Annotated in this window: 19 protein-coding genes; 6 read left to right on the forward strand and 13 right to left on the reverse strand. The window is 39.2% G+C overall.

Translation table 11 applies throughout. The features are described 5' to 3' along the window. Window positions 1–33: 33 nt before the first annotated feature. Window positions 34–2,040, forward strand: coding sequence for an esterase/lipase family protein (locus tag AC1PJP_RS17145; RefSeq protein ID WP_107880137.1), 2,007 nt, complete (start codon window positions 34–36; stop codon window positions 2,038–2,040). A 52-nt stretch (window positions 2,041–2,092) separates the two neighbouring features. On the opposite strand, the gene ahpF is transcribed toward AC1PJP_RS17145, so the two are convergent. The 3 genes from ahpF to AC1PJP_RS17160 form a co-directional block, all read right to left on the reverse strand. Then, window positions 2,093–3,658, reverse strand: coding sequence for an alkyl hydroperoxide reductase subunit F (gene ahpF / locus AC1PJP_RS17150; RefSeq protein ID WP_151822023.1), 1,566 nt, complete (start codon window positions 3,656–3,658; stop codon window positions 2,093–2,095). 177 nt (window positions 3,659–3,835) lie between these two features. Next, window positions 3,836–4,357 (reverse strand): chromate transporter, encoded by a 522-nt coding sequence (locus tag AC1PJP_RS17155; protein ID WP_479767819.1) that lies wholly within the window; start codon window positions 4,355–4,357, stop codon window positions 3,836–3,838. Continuing rightward, window positions 4,357–4,917, reverse strand: coding sequence for a chromate transporter (locus AC1PJP_RS17160; RefSeq protein ID WP_191000235.1), 561 nt, complete (start codon window positions 4,915–4,917; stop codon window positions 4,357–4,359). The genes AC1PJP_RS17155 and AC1PJP_RS17160 overlap by 1 nt, the downstream gene beginning before the upstream one ends. Window positions 4,918–5,018: 101 nt before the next feature. Here AC1PJP_RS17160 and AC1PJP_RS17165 point away from each other — a divergent pair, with 101 nt between their 5' ends. Further along, window positions 5,019–5,921, forward strand: coding sequence for a LysR family transcriptional regulator (locus tag AC1PJP_RS17165; RefSeq protein WP_479767822.1), 903 nt, complete (start codon window positions 5,019–5,021; stop codon window positions 5,919–5,921). Between the two features lie 82 nt (window positions 5,922–6,003). On the opposite strand, the gene arsB is transcribed toward AC1PJP_RS17165, so the two are convergent. The 3 genes from arsB to AC1PJP_RS17180 are packed head-to-tail and all read right to left on the reverse strand — an operon-like array spanning window position 6,004 to window position 7,856. Next, window positions 6,004–7,038: an ACR3 family arsenite efflux transporter gene (arsB, locus tag AC1PJP_RS17170; RefSeq protein ID WP_479767824.1), complete on the reverse strand. Its 1,035-nt coding sequence runs from the start codon at window positions 7,036–7,038 to the stop codon at window positions 6,004–6,006. 10 nt (window positions 7,039–7,048) lie between these two features. Beyond that, window positions 7,049–7,522, reverse strand: coding sequence for an arsenate reductase ArsC (locus tag AC1PJP_RS17175; RefSeq protein WP_479767825.1), 474 nt, complete (start codon window positions 7,520–7,522; stop codon window positions 7,049–7,051). Window positions 7,523–7,526: 4 nt separating this feature from the next. Continuing rightward, window positions 7,527–7,856, reverse strand: coding sequence for a metalloregulator ArsR/SmtB family transcription factor (locus AC1PJP_RS17180; protein ID WP_322903565.1), 330 nt, complete (start codon window positions 7,854–7,856; stop codon window positions 7,527–7,529). 84 nt (window positions 7,857–7,940) lie between these two features. On the opposite strand from AC1PJP_RS17180, the gene arsC reads away from it, so the two are divergent. Beyond that, complete coding sequence (arsC, locus tag AC1PJP_RS17185) at window positions 7,941–8,369, forward strand: arsenate reductase (glutaredoxin) (protein ID WP_479767827.1); 429 nt, start codon at window positions 7,941–7,943, stop codon at window positions 8,367–8,369. Between the two features lie 68 nt (window positions 8,370–8,437). On the opposite strand, the gene AC1PJP_RS17190 is transcribed toward arsC, so the two are convergent. From AC1PJP_RS17190 to AC1PJP_RS17200, 3 genes are all read right to left on the reverse strand, one after another. Then, window positions 8,438–8,599, reverse strand: a complete 162-nt coding sequence (locus tag AC1PJP_RS17190; protein ID WP_000784879.1) for a DUF1427 family protein — start codon at window positions 8,597–8,599, stop codon at window positions 8,438–8,440. Window positions 8,600–8,656: 57 nt separating this feature from the next. Continuing rightward, complete coding sequence (locus AC1PJP_RS17195; RefSeq protein ID WP_479767832.1) at window positions 8,657–10,531, reverse strand: amidohydrolase; 1,875 nt, start codon at window positions 10,529–10,531, stop codon at window positions 8,657–8,659. A 109-nt stretch (window positions 10,532–10,640) separates the two neighbouring features. Continuing rightward, window positions 10,641–11,327, reverse strand: a complete 687-nt coding sequence (locus AC1PJP_RS17200; RefSeq protein WP_003651277.1) for a hydrolase — start codon at window positions 11,325–11,327, stop codon at window positions 10,641–10,643. 197 nt (window positions 11,328–11,524) lie between these two features. Between AC1PJP_RS17200 and AC1PJP_RS17205 the strand changes: the two genes are divergently transcribed. Continuing rightward, entirely contained in the window at window positions 11,525–12,415 is an 891-nt protein-coding gene (locus AC1PJP_RS17205; RefSeq protein WP_005304435.1) for a LysR family transcriptional regulator, read from the forward strand. Window positions 12,416–12,455: 40 nt separating this feature from the next. On the opposite strand, the gene AC1PJP_RS17210 is transcribed toward AC1PJP_RS17205, so the two are convergent. Next, on the reverse strand, window positions 12,456–13,205 hold the full coding sequence (locus AC1PJP_RS17210; RefSeq protein WP_034591058.1) for a GntR family transcriptional regulator: 750 nt from the start codon (window positions 13,203–13,205) through the stop codon (window positions 12,456–12,458). A gap of 396 nt (window positions 13,206–13,601) precedes the next feature. Between AC1PJP_RS17210 and AC1PJP_RS17215 the strand changes: the two genes are divergently transcribed. Together AC1PJP_RS17215 and AC1PJP_RS17220 are read left to right on the forward strand one after the other, a co-directional pair. Continuing rightward, window positions 13,602–15,071: an NCS1 family nucleobase:cation symporter-1 gene (locus tag AC1PJP_RS17215; protein ID WP_322903556.1), complete on the forward strand. Its 1,470-nt coding sequence runs from the start codon at window positions 13,602–13,604 to the stop codon at window positions 15,069–15,071. After that, window positions 15,068–15,802, forward strand: a complete 735-nt coding sequence (locus AC1PJP_RS17220) for an aspartate/glutamate racemase family protein (protein WP_479767835.1) — start codon at window positions 15,068–15,070, stop codon at window positions 15,800–15,802. Before AC1PJP_RS17215 ends, AC1PJP_RS17220 begins: the two co-directional genes overlap by 4 nt. 66 nt (window positions 15,803–15,868) lie before the next feature. On the opposite strand, the gene tauD is transcribed toward AC1PJP_RS17220, so the two are convergent. From tauD to AC1PJP_RS17235, 3 genes are read right to left on the reverse strand one after another with little or no spacing between them, the layout of a single operon-like run. Then, window positions 15,869–16,750 carry a taurine dioxygenase gene (tauD, locus tag AC1PJP_RS17225; RefSeq protein WP_479767837.1) on the reverse strand — a complete coding sequence of 294 codons (882 nt, stop codon included), beginning with the start codon at window positions 16,748–16,750 and terminating at the stop codon, window positions 15,869–15,871. A gap of 8 nt (window positions 16,751–16,758) precedes the next feature. Continuing rightward, entirely contained in the window at window positions 16,759–17,628 is an 870-nt protein-coding gene (gene tauC, locus AC1PJP_RS17230) for a taurine ABC transporter permease TauC (RefSeq protein WP_002114284.1), read from the reverse strand. After that, window positions 17,625–18,419: a taurine ABC transporter ATP-binding protein gene (locus tag AC1PJP_RS17235; RefSeq protein ID WP_479767839.1), complete on the reverse strand. Its 795-nt coding sequence runs from the start codon at window positions 18,417–18,419 to the stop codon at window positions 17,625–17,627. The genes tauC and AC1PJP_RS17235 overlap by 4 nt, the downstream gene beginning before the upstream one ends. Window positions 18,420–18,427: the final 8 nt, after the last annotated feature.

Genomic DNA, 18,427 nt, shown 5'->3' on the forward strand with positions numbered 1-18,427 from the left:
TACCTACCATTGAGCCACTAAATTTTGACCATAATGTTTTCAATAAAAAGAAGCAAAACAGTATTGACGGTCATGCTACTCGGTTCAATTCTGAGTGGTTGTCAGGTCGTTAATGTTAAACAGCAAGCTTTGAATGTGACTATTGCAAATGAACGTAATAGTATTCTTACGCAAGATAAACTCAGCGAAGCAAGTCTGAATGTTTTATCAATGTCTGGTCAGGAAGCTAAAGTCTGCACTGACACACCTGATAACTGTGTAAATCAACTCAAAAAACTTCCTCAAATTTTAGATGAACAGTTTTTATCAGCTGCAAGTGAAATGTATCTGGCAAAAGCAATGGCTTTGTCAGATTCCTCGGATTGTAAAATTAGTAGGTTTACTAAACACAAGTCCGAAGAAGAACAAACCAATATTCAGAATAAATATGATGATTGCTTAGACCAACAATTAAATTTACTCGATAAAAGTATTCGTTATAGCTACGCCTATCTATTTTCAACAAAACGTAAGCCTACCGACCGTATTTTTGATAATAGACAAGTTCAGATTCGGGACTTTTACAATCAGGCTATAGCAAAAATGGTGAGCGTTTATGATTTACGCTATCCCAAAAAAGATGTCGTAGAACCTCAAATACATATTGGTAAAAGTGTCTATTCGATTGATTTTGAATTTCACCAGCAACTTGCTGGACAAAAATTAGAAAAGTTAATTTCTAGTTATAATTTAAATTTTTCAGGATTAAGAACTATTAACCGCCGCGATGGTTTTGGCTCTGAATTTGTAGCGGTTTTTCCTAGTTCAGGAAAAGAAGATATTAATGAATATATTCTAGACCCGCTTAAATACAATTATAAAAATGGTGTTAACCCCAATATTCATCATGCACGTTATTTGGCTGCAACTATTGTCGCTGAACCAAAACATGCGACCACTGTTGAAGAAATTATTAATAATTCTGAATTCGTGATTCGCGTTTACGACCCTTATCGCACAGATAATATTAATGTCGCTGGTAAGCAATACCCTCTAGCAGCCAACTTCTCTGCACCTTATGGTCTATGGCTGGCAGAAAATAACTTAGGAGTGGCAGCTTATTTAAGCCTGATTGATCGTGACCAGCACTTGACCATGCCTCATCTCTATATGCTTGAACCCTACAACCCCAATAAGAAAATTATTGTGTTGGTTCATGGGCTAGCAAGTAGTCCTGAGGCGTGGATTGCTTTGACCAATGATGTTATGGGTGACACGGTTTTAAGAGATAACTATCAAGTTTGGCAAGTTTTTTATTCAACCAATATGCCGATTTTGGAAAGCCGTTTCCAAACTTATGCCCTTCTTAAGCAAGCTTTTGGTTCGTTGAACCCTAGTGACCCTGCTGCACATGATGCTGTTCTTGTGGGCCATAGTATGGGAGGTATTATTAGCCGTTTACTGGTCAGTGATGGCGATATTACCAAGCCTGCTTTAGATTTGATGACAATTCGCCAGCAAAACCGCTTTAAGAAACATCCAATGGTTACTGAGCGATTGCAAATGCATTCAATCAATAATTTTGATCGTGCAATTTTCTTAGCTTCTCCTCATCGAGGCACAGATTATGCGGATCGTTGGTTTACGTTAGCTGCACGTAAAATTATTCGTTTACCGGGTGCATTTTTGTCGGCTGTAGCCACTTCACTCACCACTGAAAATTTAGATGTTAAAGATTTCTTGAGTAATATTGATAATGGTCTAATTCAAAATGGACCAAGTGACTTAAGCCATCAATCTAAATTTATGGAACTTACAGAAAATATTAATCCGCACCAAGGATTAGTCTTCCACTCTATTATGGGTAACATTACCAAAAGTGATGATCCAAATGTGATTACCGATGGTATTGTTCCTTATAAGAGCGCTCACCTAGAAGGTGCAAAATCTGAGAAAGTTCTTCCGGGTGGTCATTCAATCCAGCTCACACCACAAGCGGTATTAGAATTACGTCGTATTTTACGAGAGCATTTAGTCGAACACGGTTTATATAAACCATAAAATTAAAAGAGCCAAAGGTTACCCTTTGGCTCTTTCGTTTTGGAACTAAATATTACTGCCCAGAACGAATAATGTAATCAAACGCAGAGAGTGATGCTTTAGCGCCTTCACCTGTGGCAATAATAATTTGCTTGTAAGGCACAGTCGTACAGTCACCCGCAGCAAATACACCTTTGACATTGGTTTCGTTGCGGTCATTCACAATGATCTCACCACGGTTGGTTAACTCAACTTCACTGTCTTTTAAGAAGTCAGTATTTGGCAGTAAACCAATCTGTACAAAGATCCCTGCAAGCTCTACCACATGCTCTTCATCAGTGGCACGGTCTTTATATTTAAGACCAGTCACTTGTGATCCGTCGCCTAACACTTCTGTACTTAACGCATTCATAATCACCGTTGTGTTTGGCAGGCTATGCAGTTTGTTTTGCAACACTTGGTCAGCACGTAGTTTTGTATCGAACTCAACCAAAGTTACATGCTCAACAATCCCAGCAAGGTCAATCGCAGCTTCAACACCTGAGTTACCACCACCAATCACCGCAACACGTTTGCCTTTAAATAATGGACCATCACAGTGTGGGCAGTACGCGACACCACGGGTACGGTATTCTTGCTCACCCGGTACATTCATTTCTCTCCAACGTGCACCTGTTGAAAGGATCACTGTTTTCGATTCAAGTTTTGCACCGTTTTCAAGTTCAACTTCAACCAGACCATTTATCGTTTGGTTTGCACCTGTGATTTTACTAACACGTTGCAAGTTCATGATATCGACATCATATTCACGAACGTGTGCTTCCATCTCGGCAGCAAACTTAGGACCTTGAGTCTTTTGCACAGACGTGAAGTTTTCAATGTCCATGGTATCCATCACCTGACCACCGAAGCGTTCAGCTACGATACCTGTGTTAATACCTTTACGTGCTGCATAGATTGCTGCTGTTGCGCCCGCAGGTCCACCACCAATCACCAATACATCAAACGCATCTTTGGCATTGAGTGCTGCTGCATCTTTTTCAGCTGAGTTGGTGTCGAGTTTCGCCACAATCTCTTCAAGGGTCATACGACCTTGACCAATGTGTTCATTGTCTTGGAATACCATTGGTACAGCCATGATTTTGCGTTGTTCTACTTCGTCTTGGAAGAAAGAGCCATCAATCATGGTTGCTGTTGTGTTCGGGTTATAAATCGCGATCAGGTTAAGCGCCTGTACCACATCCGGACAGTTATGACAGCTTAAAGAGACGAACACATCAAAGTTGGCTTTGAGGTTTAAACCTTTAATCTGGTTAAGCACTTCATTTGACACTTTAGGTGCATAGCCAGACACTTGTAACAGAGCCAAGATCAAAGATGTAAACTCATGGCCCATTGGCAAGCCAGCAAAGAACACACGAGGTTGTTCACCTGCTTTAGCCACACCAAAGCTTGGACGACGTGTATTGTTGCCATCAAAACGGGCAGTCACTTTGTCAGAAAGCTCAGCGATTTCTGTCACTAATTCTTTAATTTGAGCCGCTTTATCTGACTCATCTAAAGCAGCAACTAATTCGATTGGACTTTCTAAACGTTCTAAGTAAGCTTTTAATTGAGTTTTAATGTTTTGATCTAACATCTGTTTTTACTCCAATGCATCCAAATTCTTTCAATAGATGCATAGTACGTTAAAACACAAAATAGGTGAAACAGTATGTTTTTATAGATTTAATCGGTTTTTTAGATTTTATTATTTACTTAAATCAAAAAAAAGCCAACCTGAACTCATCCAGCGCAGGTCGGCAAACTGGTTAAACTAGAGTAAGACCACACCAAATAACGCCCCAGCAATCAAGACATGCAAGGGATGAACTTTTTTAATTAAAGACAATAAAGTTGCAATGACTACCATAATAATGAGTAACGTATTTATTGCCGCTGCCTCAGAAATAATCCAAGCACTAGCAAGTACAGTTCCCACAGTGACAGGTTGTAAAGCAAGCTGTAAAACACGTCTCCATTTTTTATCTTTAAATTTTGACCAGCCTCTCATCACAAATACAGTAATAAGAGATGAAGGTAAAAATTTAGCGGTAGACGTTACAAGTAGACCTGACAACCCTGCTACATGCCATCCCACCAATGGTACAATCATCATATTTGGACCGGGTGCAGCTTGAGCCATGGCGAATAATGCACTGAATTCTTGTGCCGTCATCCAGTGATGAATATCAACGACTTGACGTTGCATTTCGGGCAAAATTGTATTCCCTCCACCAAATGCAATAAGAGACAATTGAGTAAAAATGATCGCTAAAGTAAGTAGAACTGCACCCATTACACACGTCTCCAAATTATGGCTGAATAAAATGCCAACAAAATCAGCATGGTCAAAAGCAAGGAGATTTTTAGAAAAGCAATGCTAACAATTGCTGCCACAACAACACACATCGCTATTGGGTTACGTAATAATGGTTTCAACATTTTTAAGCCAGTTGCCACCAGAAGCCCAGCTGCTGCTGCTCCTAACCCTTCAAAAAGATGCTTAACCATAAGGTTGTCTTGGAACTGCTCATAGACATAATGTAAAAGTACAACAATTATCGTAGGCGCAAGGATCAAGCCAATCAGTGAACTCACCGCACCACGGACACCGCGAAACTCCATGCCAATCGCAACAGATAAATTAATGATATTGCCGCCCGGTAAAAATTGACACAGACCCAGTAACTCAGTGAATTTTTCAGGACTTAGCCACTGTCGTTGCTCTACAACAACTTTACGAGCCAAAGGTAATACACCACCAAATCCGATTAAACCTAATGTTAAAAAACCTAAAAACAGTTCTGTGCAAGTCGGTACGGTCTCCTTCTGCACAGCAATCTCAACATGGTTCATTTTCGTTACTTTTCACTTTATCTGACCAAGATAGAATGCTACTTTTATGATATATCTACAAATGCTTTTATTTTCACTAACCATACCCTAAAGGTATTCCTATGCTAGATTTACATAAGCTTCATGCCTTTGTCGTGGTGGTAGAAGAAAAAAATATCACGCATGCAGCAAACCGATTATTTATTCAACAGCCGCCTTTGACGCGTTTACTCAAAAAGCTTGAAGAAGAACTCGGTACACAGTTACTTATTCGCCAGCCTCGTGGCATTGAACCGACTGAAGCGGGTTTAGCCTTATTTAAAGAAGCACAACTTTTATTAGAACATGCCAAACATATTCCAAAATTAGTCCAAGATGTTAGCCAAGGTAAAACTGGACAACTCAATATTGGTTTTACAAGTTCCGCAGGTTTGCATCCGCTCATTTCACTCGTATTGCGGTCATATCGAGAAATATATCCAAAGGTACTAACCAAACTTGAAGAAGCAGGCAGCCAAAAACAATTAGATCGATTAATCTCAGAGAAACTTGATATCGCTTTTTTAAGAGCACCGATTAGCCGTGATATTGGGCTAAAGCATCTTCATATATTAGATGAGCCAATGGTAGCGGCATTACCTATGGGCCACCCACTTACACAAAAAGAAAAAATTAGCTCAAATGACTTATCAGATGAAAATTTTGTTTTATACCGTCGTTCTTCAGGACAAGGTTTATATGACAATATTTTATATAGTTGCTATCAAGCAGGTTTTAGTCCACGCATTATTCAAGAAGCGCCTCGACCTACTGCAACGTTAAATTTAGTCGCTGCTGGAATTGGTATAACGATTGTGCCAGCCTCAATGCATAACTTTTGGGAACATGAAATTGTATATCGCGAGTTTGATGACTCTATAAAAATGAATGCTCCTATTTACTTGATTACACGAGAAAATGAAAATTCAGTGAAAGTTTCAAACTTCATTGAACTACTGCAAAAACTATTACCAACGATGACTTGAATGTGAATAACGAGACAATAAAAAAGTGCCTGTCTAAAGGCACTTTAATAAAACTTTGATCAAATAAATTTTGTTATATCTCTTAAGCGTAATACTTTTTCTTTAACCAAAGCGAAACTGAAACCAATGAAATCAGCACAGGTACTTCAACCAATGGTCCTATCACTGTGGTAAATGCTACAGGTGACGCTAAACCAAATGTTGCAATGGCAACGGCTAACGCGAGCTCAAAGTTGTTACCCGCAGCGGTAAAGGAAATGGCAGTGGTACGTGAGTAGTTATTCCCCATACGTTTACTCATAAAGAAGCTAATGAAGAACATCACCACAAAGTAAATCGTAAGTGGAATCGCAATACGTAATACATCTAAAGGTAAGCTCACCACATCACCACCTTTTAGACTAAACATAGCCACAATGGTAAAAAGTAAAGCAATTAAACTAATCGGGCTGATTTTTGGTAAAAATTTAGTTTGATACCATTGCAAACCTTTCGACTTGACTAAAATCAAACGAGTTAAAAATCCCATTAAAAATGGAATACCCAAGTACACCAAAACCGCATGTATAATAGTCCAAAAATTCACATCAATGACTTGCCCTGCCACACCAAAATACGGTGGCAAAAAGGTTAAGAATAACCATGCATAAGTGCTAAAGAACAGAATTTGGAAAATGCTGTTAAAAGCAACCAACGCTGCGACATATTGGTTATCGCCACAAGCCAAGCCATTCCAGACCAATACCATTGCAATACAACGTGCCAAGCCAATCAAAATAAGGCCAGTCATATACTCTGGATAGCTATGTAAGAAAACAATCGCAAGGATAAACATTAAAACTGGAGCAATAATCCAGTTCTGTACCAACGATAAAGTTAAGGTTTTCTTATCTTTAAATACTTCTGGTAACGCAGCATAATCTACCTTTGCTAAAGGCGGATACATCATTAAAATTAAGCCGATTGCGATTGGAATATTAACGTTATCCACACTCATCTGATTCAAAGAAACCGAGGCCTGAGGGAAAAAAACACCTATTGCCACACCTAAACCCATGGCAATAAAAATCCATAGCGTTAGGTTCCGGTCTAAAAAAGAAAGCTTTTGCTTAGTCATCTCGGCTCTCTTACTCAATATTAGAGATTTTATTAATCTCAGCAATCAAATGTGACCGATTTAAATGTGCCACATCTAAAGCAAACAAGGCATCTAAACGACGATTAATATGATTCACTATATCTTGAAAAGCTTTGAGTTTTTCTTCTTTTGGCAAATCAAGATGTGATGGGTCACTCAGTCCCCAATGTGCTTTGATTGCGCCACCTAAATAAAGTGGACATGCTTCTTGAGCAGCAGCATCACAAACTGTAATCACAACATCTGGTTGATATTGTTCACAATCATCAATATTTTTACTCCATAAGCCTTCTGTTGAAAGACCTAAATTTTCAAGCGTTTCGAGCGTGAGTGGATGTACCTGCCCTGATGGTTTACTGCCAGCGCTGTAAGCTTTCCAACCTTTTGGTGCACGACTGTTAAATAAAACTTCTGACAAAATGCTACGGCAACTGTTTCCAGTGCATAAAAATAAAAATTTCATGTTTTTACTCACAATAAGTAGAAATTGACGAAAACTGTGAAGATGATTGATTCACTAAACTTTCATCTTGGTTTCCTATAATTTTCAAAACTTCAACGGCCCAACTTGGTAAATCAGGGTTGACACTGTAATACACCCATTGCCCTTGCCGCGTGTCTAGTAAAATACCGTGGGTACGCAGTAAAGCTAAATGTCTGGAAATTTTAGGTTGGCTCAAATCCAGTTGTTCAGTTAGCTCACAGACACAAATATTTTGTTTATTTAGAACTAATTTAAGAATTTTTAACCGAGTTTGGTCAGATAGACATTTAAAGAAATCGACTTGGTTGATCATATCTTCAACAGAATATATTCGTTATTGCAAATATACGGATATCCATATATAAATGCAATATCTTAATTCGACCCTGAATTTACCATGACTGAGTTAGTGAAGATTTACCATAACCCTGCTTGCGGAACCTCGCGAAATACATTGGCACTTATTCGTCATGCTGGGATTGAACCCAGTATTATTGAATATTTAAAAACACCACCGAGTAAAGATGAATTGATTCAACTCATTAAGGATTCAAACTTAACTGTACGTAAAGCCATTCGTAAAAATGTTGACCCATATAAAGATTTAGAGATAGAACAAGACAACTGGACCGATGAGCAGTTAATTGATTTTATGGTTCAGTACCCAATTTTAATTAATCGCCCATTCGTTATTACACCAAAAGGCACACGACTTTGCCGCCCTTCTGAAGTGGTGCTCGACATTTTAGATTCAAAAAACTTAGGCTATTTTGCAAAAGAAGATGGTGAAGTAATCATTGATGATCAAGGTCGTCGTATAAAATAATTGAAGATACTTATTAATATAAAAAGCTAAATGGCACGACACCATTTAGCTTTTTTGAATGAAACGGATTAAAAATAGGATTTGATAAAAGGAAGGAGTTGCTCTCCTATTACCATGCCTAATAAACCGACTAATGCAACAAGAGGTGGAGCTGGTGACTTAACATTTAAAACGTAATATAAGACACCAACGAGCAACCCTACAGCCAAAGATAACAAGTACATTTTCATCGTACATACCTTAGGGAAGCAAGCCATTTAACGAGGCAGGTTCCCATACTGTTTTATTTAAAATGCAAAACAAGAACACCCGAGTGCACCCCAGAAAGATTTTTTATCTTTATCATTTACAGGAACATCAAGCATCCATGAGTGGCTATGTCCATGCATGCCACAACTGCTAGCACATTCACACAATGCACTTTGTGACTGTAATGATTGATTCGAAGGTGCATTACGATTTTCGGTTAAACGCCACTGACCACCAAAGCGTTTTACTGGCGACCATGTTGGAGATGCTGGCGGTAACGGTGGATCGTCTTGCTTAAACTCTGCACCTGCATATACCACTTTTCCGCCTAAAACAGTGAGTACAGACTCAATCCACTGGATATCTTCTGCTTCCACTTTGAAGTAGTCATCAGACAGCACAACTAAGTCGGCAAGTTCCCCTGCTGTAAGTGAACCTTTAACATCTTTTTCACCTGAGAACCAAGCCGAACCTTTCGTCCAGAGTTTAAGTGCTGTCTGACGGTCTAATAGATTTTTTTCATCATAGAGTGGTAAACCACCAACTGTTTTACCAGTACTTAGCCAATATAAACACACCCAAGGGTTATATGATGCAACTCGAGTCGCATCTGTTCCCGCACCTACAGGCACTCCAAGTTCTAACATTTTCTTAACTGGTGGAGTTGCCTGAGCAGCTTCAGCACCATAGCGTTTTACGAAAATCTCACCTTGATATGCCATACGGTGTTGAATGGCAATACCGCCACCCAACGCACCAATACGTTCGATATTACGCTCAGATACAGTTTCGGCATGGTCAATAATAAATCGAGTTGCAAATGGCTGTTTTGAATTGACGCGCTCAAATACATTGAGCAGACGATTAATACTTTCATCATAGGTTGCATGAATACGGAATGGCCATTTCTTTTCAGCCAAGTGCTCTACAATGGCTTCGAGTTCACCTTCCATTTTTTCCGGTAAATCTGGACGTGGCTCATAGAAATCTTCGAAATCACCTGCCGACCAAGTCAGGTTCTCACCTGCTCCATTCATTCTAAATAATTCATCACCATCGCCCGGAAATGTCATTTCGGTCCAGCGGCGATAATCATCAAGCTCTTGGCCTGCCTTCTGAGCAAATAGGTTATAAGCAATTCGAACCGTCATTTGATTTTGATCGTGCAATTGCTTAATCACATCATAATCTTCAGGATAGTTTTGCCCCCCGCCACCTGCATCAATTGCTGAAGTAATGCCTAATCGGTTCAACTCACGCATGAAATGACGAGTTGAATTGACTTGATCTTCAACTGGCAATTTTGGTGCTTTACCTAAAGTCGAATATAAAATCATAGCGGATGGAGTTGCGAGCAATAGACCAGTTGGCTCACCCTTTTCATCTCTTACAATCTTGCCACCCGGTGGGTCTGGTGTGTCTTTGTTAAAGCCTAATACATCAAGCGCAGCTCGGTTCAACAAGGCACTGGCGTATAAATGTAAAACGAATACAGGAGTATCTGGTGCAGCTTTATTAATTTCTTCTAAAGTCGGTAAACGCTTTTCAGCAAACTGGAACTCGGTCCAACCACCTACTACGCGAACCCATTGCGGAGCTGGCGTATTATCTGCTTGCTCTTTAAGTAAGCGTAATGCATCTGCAACGGATGGCACACCTTCCCAGCGCAGTTCCATATTGTAATTTAGGCCACCACGAATAATATGCAGATGACTGTCATTTAGACCCGGTATAACGCGACGACCATTTAAGTCTACGACTTTGCTTGTAGGTGTTGCGAGCTTCATAACCTCATCATTTGTACCCGTACGTACGACTTTACCGTCTGCAATCGCAATTGCTTGTACTTCGGGATTCTGAGGATCTAGTGTTGTGATTTTACCGTTTATGAGTATGAGGTTTATTTCGGTCATTCTGAACTCCATTCTTGTGAATTATCGTTCTAAAAAATAAAGGCATATCTGTATTAATATCACTTAAATATTGAATACTAGACATGCCTTTACCTAAATCAGTACTGTTTTATTTTGCAGGAACTGGTGCAAGTACTTCGTGTTTTGATGTTGTACGTTCAGGCGCCTTATGTACCATCGTATAGGCATAGTCCACACCCATACCGTAAGCACCAGAATGCTCGCGTACAATAGCCATAACTGCATCATACGTATCACGGTGTGCCCAATCACGTTGCCATTCAAGTAATACTTGTTGCCAAGTTACCGGAACAACACCTGCTTGAATCATACGTTGCATAGAATAGTCATGTGCCTCTTTCGATGTACCACCAGAAGCATCGGCAACCATATAAATTTCATAATCGCCTTCAAGCATGGCACCAAAAGCAAAGGTGTTATTGCACACTTCAGTCCACAAACCTGAAACAATCACTTTCTTACGATTATTTTTTGCAAGCGAATCACGTACTTTTTGGTCATCCCATGAATTCATTGAAGTACGTTCTAGTAATGGAGCATCTGGAAATACATCTAAAAGTTCTGGATAGGTATGACCAGAGAAGCTTTCAGTTTCAACCGTAGTAATAGTGACAGGAATATTGAATGTTTTAGCTGCTTTTGCTAATCCTACCGTATTATTCTTTAATACTTGGCGATCTATTGACTGTACCCCAAAAGCCATTTGTGGCTGATGATCAATAAAAATAACCTGACAATTTGTTGGTGAAAGTTGTTCTAAAAGTGACTTATTCATGGGTAAACTCCATTATTCCTTATGAGTAATGCATTAAAATTGCCTACTGGTCATTATCAAAACAGATAAAAATGTAAAAGCATAGACAGCAAATCAGCACGAATCTGTATGCTGTACGAATACAATAAAATCAATGATTGCTTTTTAATTTTTATAGTTTAATCATTGATATATATTTTTTTAACTTTTGCTTAACCATGGATCGATTAGACTGTATTTCCACTTTTGTAAGTGTCGTAGAACATGGGAATTTTAGTAGTGCAGCCAGAGCACTCGACATCTCACGTGATTTAGTGGCCAAACGTGTTTGCTACCTCGAAAATGACCTAAAAACCACACTGTTAACCCGAACCACAAGACAGATGAACCTCACCTCTTGTGGAGAAAAGTTTTATCAGCATAGTAAAGTCATTTTAAGTGAGTTTGAATGGGCTGCCTACGAAATTAGCTATAACCAACAGTACCCAGAAGGCGAACTCAAGCTCAATACGCCAATGTCTTTTAGCAATATTTTTCTTCAAAATATCATTTCAGACTTTATTGAGAAATATCCCAGCATCAAAATTGATCTATTCATGACTGATCAACTACTAGATATGAATAATAATAAATTTGATTTAACCATTCGTGTAGATGGCTCTCCTCCAAACTTAGCAAATAGTAAAATTTTAAATACCTATCAGCGCTATCTATATGCGACACCTGAGTATTTCAATCAGCATGGATTACCAGACTCATTAGAAGAACTTAAAGAACATAAGTTTCTGATTTATTATCAAGACAGTCGACATAAGAAATTGATTTTCCAAAAAGATCAAAAAGAAGTGTCCTTTAATTGCTTCCCAGTCATGACCTGTAATAATGGTGAATTATTATTAGATATGTGTTTAAAAGATCACGGTATCGTCTTTCTTCCAGAATTTATTGCAGAGCCTTACTACAAAGAAGGTAAATTACAGAAATGTTTGGAGGACTATACTAGTCAGCCACTTCACTTATATGTGACATGGCCAAATCGTAAGATTTTATCGAAGAAAGTAAAATTATTTATTGATTTTTTAACTCATCAAATCATTCCTATCAAATAACCAATCTGGGCCTTTTCCAGAAGAATTGGCCCATTATTTTTTAGTTAGTATAAATGGTTTCAATTTTCTTATTTTTAAATAAATTTAATAAATTTTGCTCTGCTGTTGCTGTACTGTCTTCTTCAACAAATGTCGTCGCGTAGTGTTCTAAATGCTCTTCCATCAATTGAGTTGCTCGTTTTTCATCGCCTTGCTCAATGGCATTTAAAATTGCACGATGTTCATCTGCCGAACAATTATTATGTTTGGGAATTTCATATAACCCAATTAATAACGAAGTCCTTGCAATAAGCGTCTGCAAATAACTGGTCATAATCGTATTTTGATTTGCTTCAATCAGCTTTAAATGAAATTGCCCTGATAACTTAATCCACTCGGCCCAATTGCCAGCTAAACGCTCATGAGACTCTTGATCTACTAAACCTCGAAGCTCACTAAAATCTAGGTTATGTGACTTTTGAGCTAGCTTTTTTACAGTCGCGATTTCAAGCATGCTACGTGCTTCAAAGACCTGTTTTGTTTCATGAGCACTATGTTTTGCGATGAGTGCTCCACGATTGGGCTGAATTTCGATGACCTTATCATGTGCAAGTTTGACGAAAACACGTCTTAACACTCCTCGCGTTACACCGAATGCTTCACACAAAGGCGCTTCAACTAAACGTGCGCCAGGGGGAAGTTGTCGATTTAAAATAGCATCTACAATAGCGTTATATATATGGTCATCAATTTCATCATTGCTCATTTCTACGGCTTTTTTTGGTGCATTCGATGGCATTGATTTCTCCATTTTTATTAATGCCTCCTCTTTTTAAAACTTTATCTAATGACAGTAGTGTAAGTTTAACTTAAGCGTTTTGGAATATTACTCTCATTCCTCCAAACACTTATGTTGAGCTAAACAATTCAATATTAGACCTCTAAATATCCACTTATACACCTAAATTTACTTACTTTTTATAAAAATTAAGCACTTCTCATTTTATAAATCTGTCTCTGCATATCCAAAATTCATACCAGTTTAAATAACTCATAAGCGCTACTTCTTAAATTTGGCATAACTTTTGCTCAATTAAGATTGTGCACAATTTAAATATAACATTGTACACAATTTTAATTTCATTCTTTTAGACAGAAAAACAATGCTGCTGAAAGTGCCACCATCTTAAGGAAGTGAGTGTTCAAGATGAATAATACCGAAGCAATAATTAAACCTTCTTATGATGCAAAACTGACAAATCAAGACTTAGCTCCTTTAAAAAAGCAGACTTGGGGCGCTTATAATATTTTTGCTTTCTGGATGTCTGATGTTCATAGTGTCGGCGGTTATGTCATGGCTGGGAGCCTTTTTGCACTTGGGCTCAATAGCTGGCAGGTACTTTTATCTTTACTCATCGGCATTGCCATAGTTCAGTTTTTTACAAACCTCATTGCCAAGTCTAGCCAACAAACTGGTACGCCCTATCCTGTTATTTGCCGCGCAACCTTCGGTGTGCTTGGTGCAAATATTCCTGCTGTTATCCGTGGGCTTATTGCTGTCGCATGGTATGGCATTCAAACCTATTTGGCCTCCAGTGCCTTTTTATTGGTCATTTTAAAGTTCTTTCCAGAATGGTCGGTCTATGCCGATGTTTCAAATTACGGCTTTCTTGGGCTTTCCTATTTAGGATGGGTTGGCTTTATGCTGCTTTGGCTACTTCAAGCGATTGTTTTTTGGTCTGGCATGGACAGTATTCGTAAGTTTATTGACTGGGCAGGCCCAGCTGTCTACGTTGTAATGTTTGCGATGGCAGTATGGCTCATCTGGAAAGCTGGCTGGCAAAATATTGATTTAAACTTGAGCGGTGTTCAATACGACGGTTTTGCGGTTGTGCCAGTTATGATTGGGGCTATTGCGCTTGTTGTTTCATATTTTTCAGGGCCTATGCTGAACTTTGGTGATTTCTCTCGTTATGGCAAAAGTTTTAATGCCATTAAAATGGGGAACTTTCTTGGACTACCGATTAACTTCTTAGGCTTTTCTTTACTTACTGTGGTGTGTATTGCAGCAACGCTTCCAGTCTACGGCAAACTCATTACAGACCCTGTCGAGATGGTTGGAAAACTGGATAACACCTTTGTGGTGATTTTAGGCAGCTTGACCTTAATGATTGCCACCATTGGGATTAATATTGTCGCTAACTTTGTTTCACCTGCATTTGATTTTTCTAATGTTTCACCGAGCAAAATTAGCTGGCGCATGGGTGGAATGATTGCAGCAGTAGGTTCAATTTTCATTACCCCATGGAATTTGTTTAATAACCCTCAAGTGATCCATTACACCATTGATATTTTAGGTGCATTTATCGGTCCACTTTTTGGCGTTTTGCTCGCCGATTTTTACCTCGTTAAAAAACAAAAAATTGTGGTAGATGATTTATATACCTTAGATACGAAAGGTTTGTATTGGTACAAAAATGGTTATAACCACTCTGCCTTTTATGCCTTAATTCCAGCTTCATTAATTCCTATTCTATGTGTGCTGTTACCACAATTATCTGCTCTTGCTAATTTCACATGGTTTATTGGGATGGGATTCGGTTTTGTCATTTACCGATTTCTTAACCAACCGCTTGCCCATGCTAAATCGGCAATGACTAAGGCAAAAGTACAATGAAAATTAAAATTATTAACCCCAATACCACTCAAAGCATGACAGACAAAATTGCTGCATCAGCAAAGATAGTCGCAGGTTCTGACACTCAAATTATTGCAGTAAGTCCTCAAATGGGCCCTGCTACGATTGAAAGTTATTATGATGAAGCATTAAGTGCAGTAGGTGTGCTAGAAGAAATTCGCCAAGGTGAATTTCTAGGTGTAAATGCTTATGTTATTGCCTGTTTTGGTGACCCTGCGCTTTATGCTGCCCGTGAAATGACTTCAGCGCCTGTGATTGGGATTGCCGAAGCAGCTATGCGAACTGCAAGTTATGTAAGTACTGGTTTTAGTGTAGTCACAACCTTACAACGCACAGTGAATATGAGCTGGCATCTGGCTCATCGCTATGGGGCTACACCATTTTGCAAAAATGTTCGAGCTTGTGACATTGCAGTTGAAGAGTTAGAGCTTCCTGACTCAAATGCCTATCGGACCGTACGAGATGAATGCAAGAAAGCACTAGTAGAAGATAAAAGCGATGCAATTGTTTTGGGCTGTGCAGGTATGAGTGATTTATGTCTAAAGCTACAAAACGAGTTGGGAGTGATTGTTATTGACGGCGTTGCAGCAGCAGTTAAACAAGCTGAAATGTTAGTTCAGTTAAATTTAAAAACCAGCAAAGTTGGTGATTGGGCTTCACCTCCCGTAAAGAGTTACACAGGTATATTGTCAGAATTTGGAATGCGCTAAAGAGTTATTGCTTCAATTCCAACTCAAAACGCTGCGTTGGAATTGAAACGGCTGAAAATCAAAGAATTAAACTTCGGCTAACTCTGGCTGTTGTTCATTTTTATAAAATGGCACATCACCGTTAATAGTTGCACGGTGCATGATGCGATGAGCATCGCCATAATCAAATAATGCTTTATGTTGCGTACAACGGTTATCCCAAATCGCGATATCACCATCTTGCCACTTCCAACGCAAATGAAATTGCTCTTGGGTCGCATGTTCAAACAAGAAATCAAGTAATTGCTCACTTTCTTGTTCAGGTAACTCATTAATGCGAGTGGTAAAGCCCTCACTTACAAACAACAAAGGCTCACCTGTAACCGGATGGGTACGCACCACTGGATGAACCACTGGAGGATTACGCTTAAAGGTTTGCAACAGCTTTTCACGCTCTTCTTCGTTATGGGCAAAACGCTCAAGTGGAAAAGACTTACGAATATCATGTGTTGCAGTTAAGCCACGTAATTTTTGCTTTAACTCAAGCGGGAGCCCTTTAAAAGCTGCTGTATTACTCGACCACAACGTATCACCGCCTACAGGTGGAATTTTAATGGCTTGCAACACACAGCCTAAAGGTGGATTTTTACTAAAAGTCACATCTGTGTGCCAAAGTTCATTGTCACGCAAGTCTTGTTTCCAACTGTCGAGCACCATCACTTCAGGTACATCTTCAATTGAAGGATAAATCGGGTGCACATGTAAGCTGCCAAAACTGCGTGCCAAGTCTGCTTGTGCTTGTGGCGCTAATTGTTGCTTTCGAAAAAAAATGACCTGATGATCAAGCAAAGCCTGCTGGATTTGTTGCGTTGTCTGTTCATTTAACGCATTCAAATCAATATCGTGAATAATTGCGCCAATGGTAGGCTTGATCACTTCAATATTTAAGTTTGCTACTACTGTATTCATCTTCTTTACTACAACTGCTGACCATACCAAGGAGAAAACTGTTTTTGTAACCAACGTAAAAACAGCTCAAAACTAACTGCGACAATCGCAATCACAATAATGCCCAGAATCACCGTATCGGTAATTAAGAACTGTGCTGCCGATTGCACCATAAAACCAATACCACGGTCCGCTGCAACCAATTCTGCTGCAACTAATGTTGACCAACCCACCCCAAGACCAATACGAATACCGGTAATAATATGAGGTAAAGCTGTTGGTAAAATGACATGCCAAAATACTTGTGCCTGACTTGCTCCTAACGACAGTGCAGCACGTTCACGATTAAGCTGATGGCTTAACACACCATGCGCACTACTAATGATGACCGGCGCCAAAATCGAGAAGAAAATCAAAAGTACTTTTGTGGTTTCGCCAATACCGAACCAAATTACGAGTAAAGGTAAATAAGCTAACGGCGGAATTGGACGTAATAATTCAACCAAAGGATCTAGAACAGCGCGAACCCATTTGTTCAGGCCCATCCATAAGCCCAGTGGTACACCAATCACCACGGCAGCAATCAAAGCTAAAAATACACGAGAGATACTAGCGGCCAAGTGTTGCCACAAAGTAGCCTTCATAAAGCCTTCTTGGCTGACCGATATAAATTTTTGCCAAACTGCCTGTGGGCTCGGTAAAAACAGTTCAGGTACGACATGCAAAGCAGTAATGAGGAACCAGAGTGCAACCACACTTCCCACACTAATTATGCTAACTGCCAAAGTACGATGCTTCTCAAAAAATGACGATAGAAATGAAGCATTTTCTGTTTGCACATCTGGCTTAAGTTTTAGCCCTGCTTTGTCATATTCATAGACGTTATCTTTAGTACTCATGTGGTTAACGCCTCCTTACCGCTTTGCTTTTGTGCCCTTAAACTTTCAAATAACTGCTCTCTGAGCTGAATAAATTGAGAGTCCGATTTAATTGAACGAATAGACTCGCCCTGACGATATCGATTAGCAAAATCGAGATGTAGAGTTTCTACAATTTTGCCTGGATGCGCTGTCATCAGAACTAACTGATTGCTGAGCAATAATGCTTCTTCAATGTCATGAGTAATTAAAAAGAAGCTTTTATTTTGTTGAATCCATAAATCGAGCACTAACTGCTGCATGTTTTCACGCGTAAAAGCATCTAATGCCGCAAAAGGTTCATCTAATAAAATAAACGGCGCGTGGCTGATCAAAGCTCTGGCAATACCAACACGTTGTTTCATACCACCGGAAAGTTCCCAAATATTGGCTTTTTCAACGTGACTTAAACCTACAATTTTTAAAATTGCATTCACTTTTGCTTCGATATCTACGCGCTTTAAACCTTTTAACTGCAAAGCGAAGCCAACATTATCTGCAACATTCAACCAAGGAAGGAGTGCATGATCCTGAAACACGACAGCGCGGGTTACATCTGGTCCATTTACCACTTCATGATTTACAAGCACATCACCTGAACTCGGCTTTTGAAACCCCGCCAAGATATTAAGCAAAGTTGTTTTGCCACAACCTGACTCGCCCAAAATGACGGTTAAAGTACCTTCTTCAATGGTTAGGTTAATGTCTTGTAAAACTGGCTTTTGCTGTTTAGGAAAAGTCAGATGAATATGTTTGGCTTCTAGTACACTCATGACAACTC

Source organism: Acinetobacter sp. V116_7 (genome assembly GCF_056735735.1).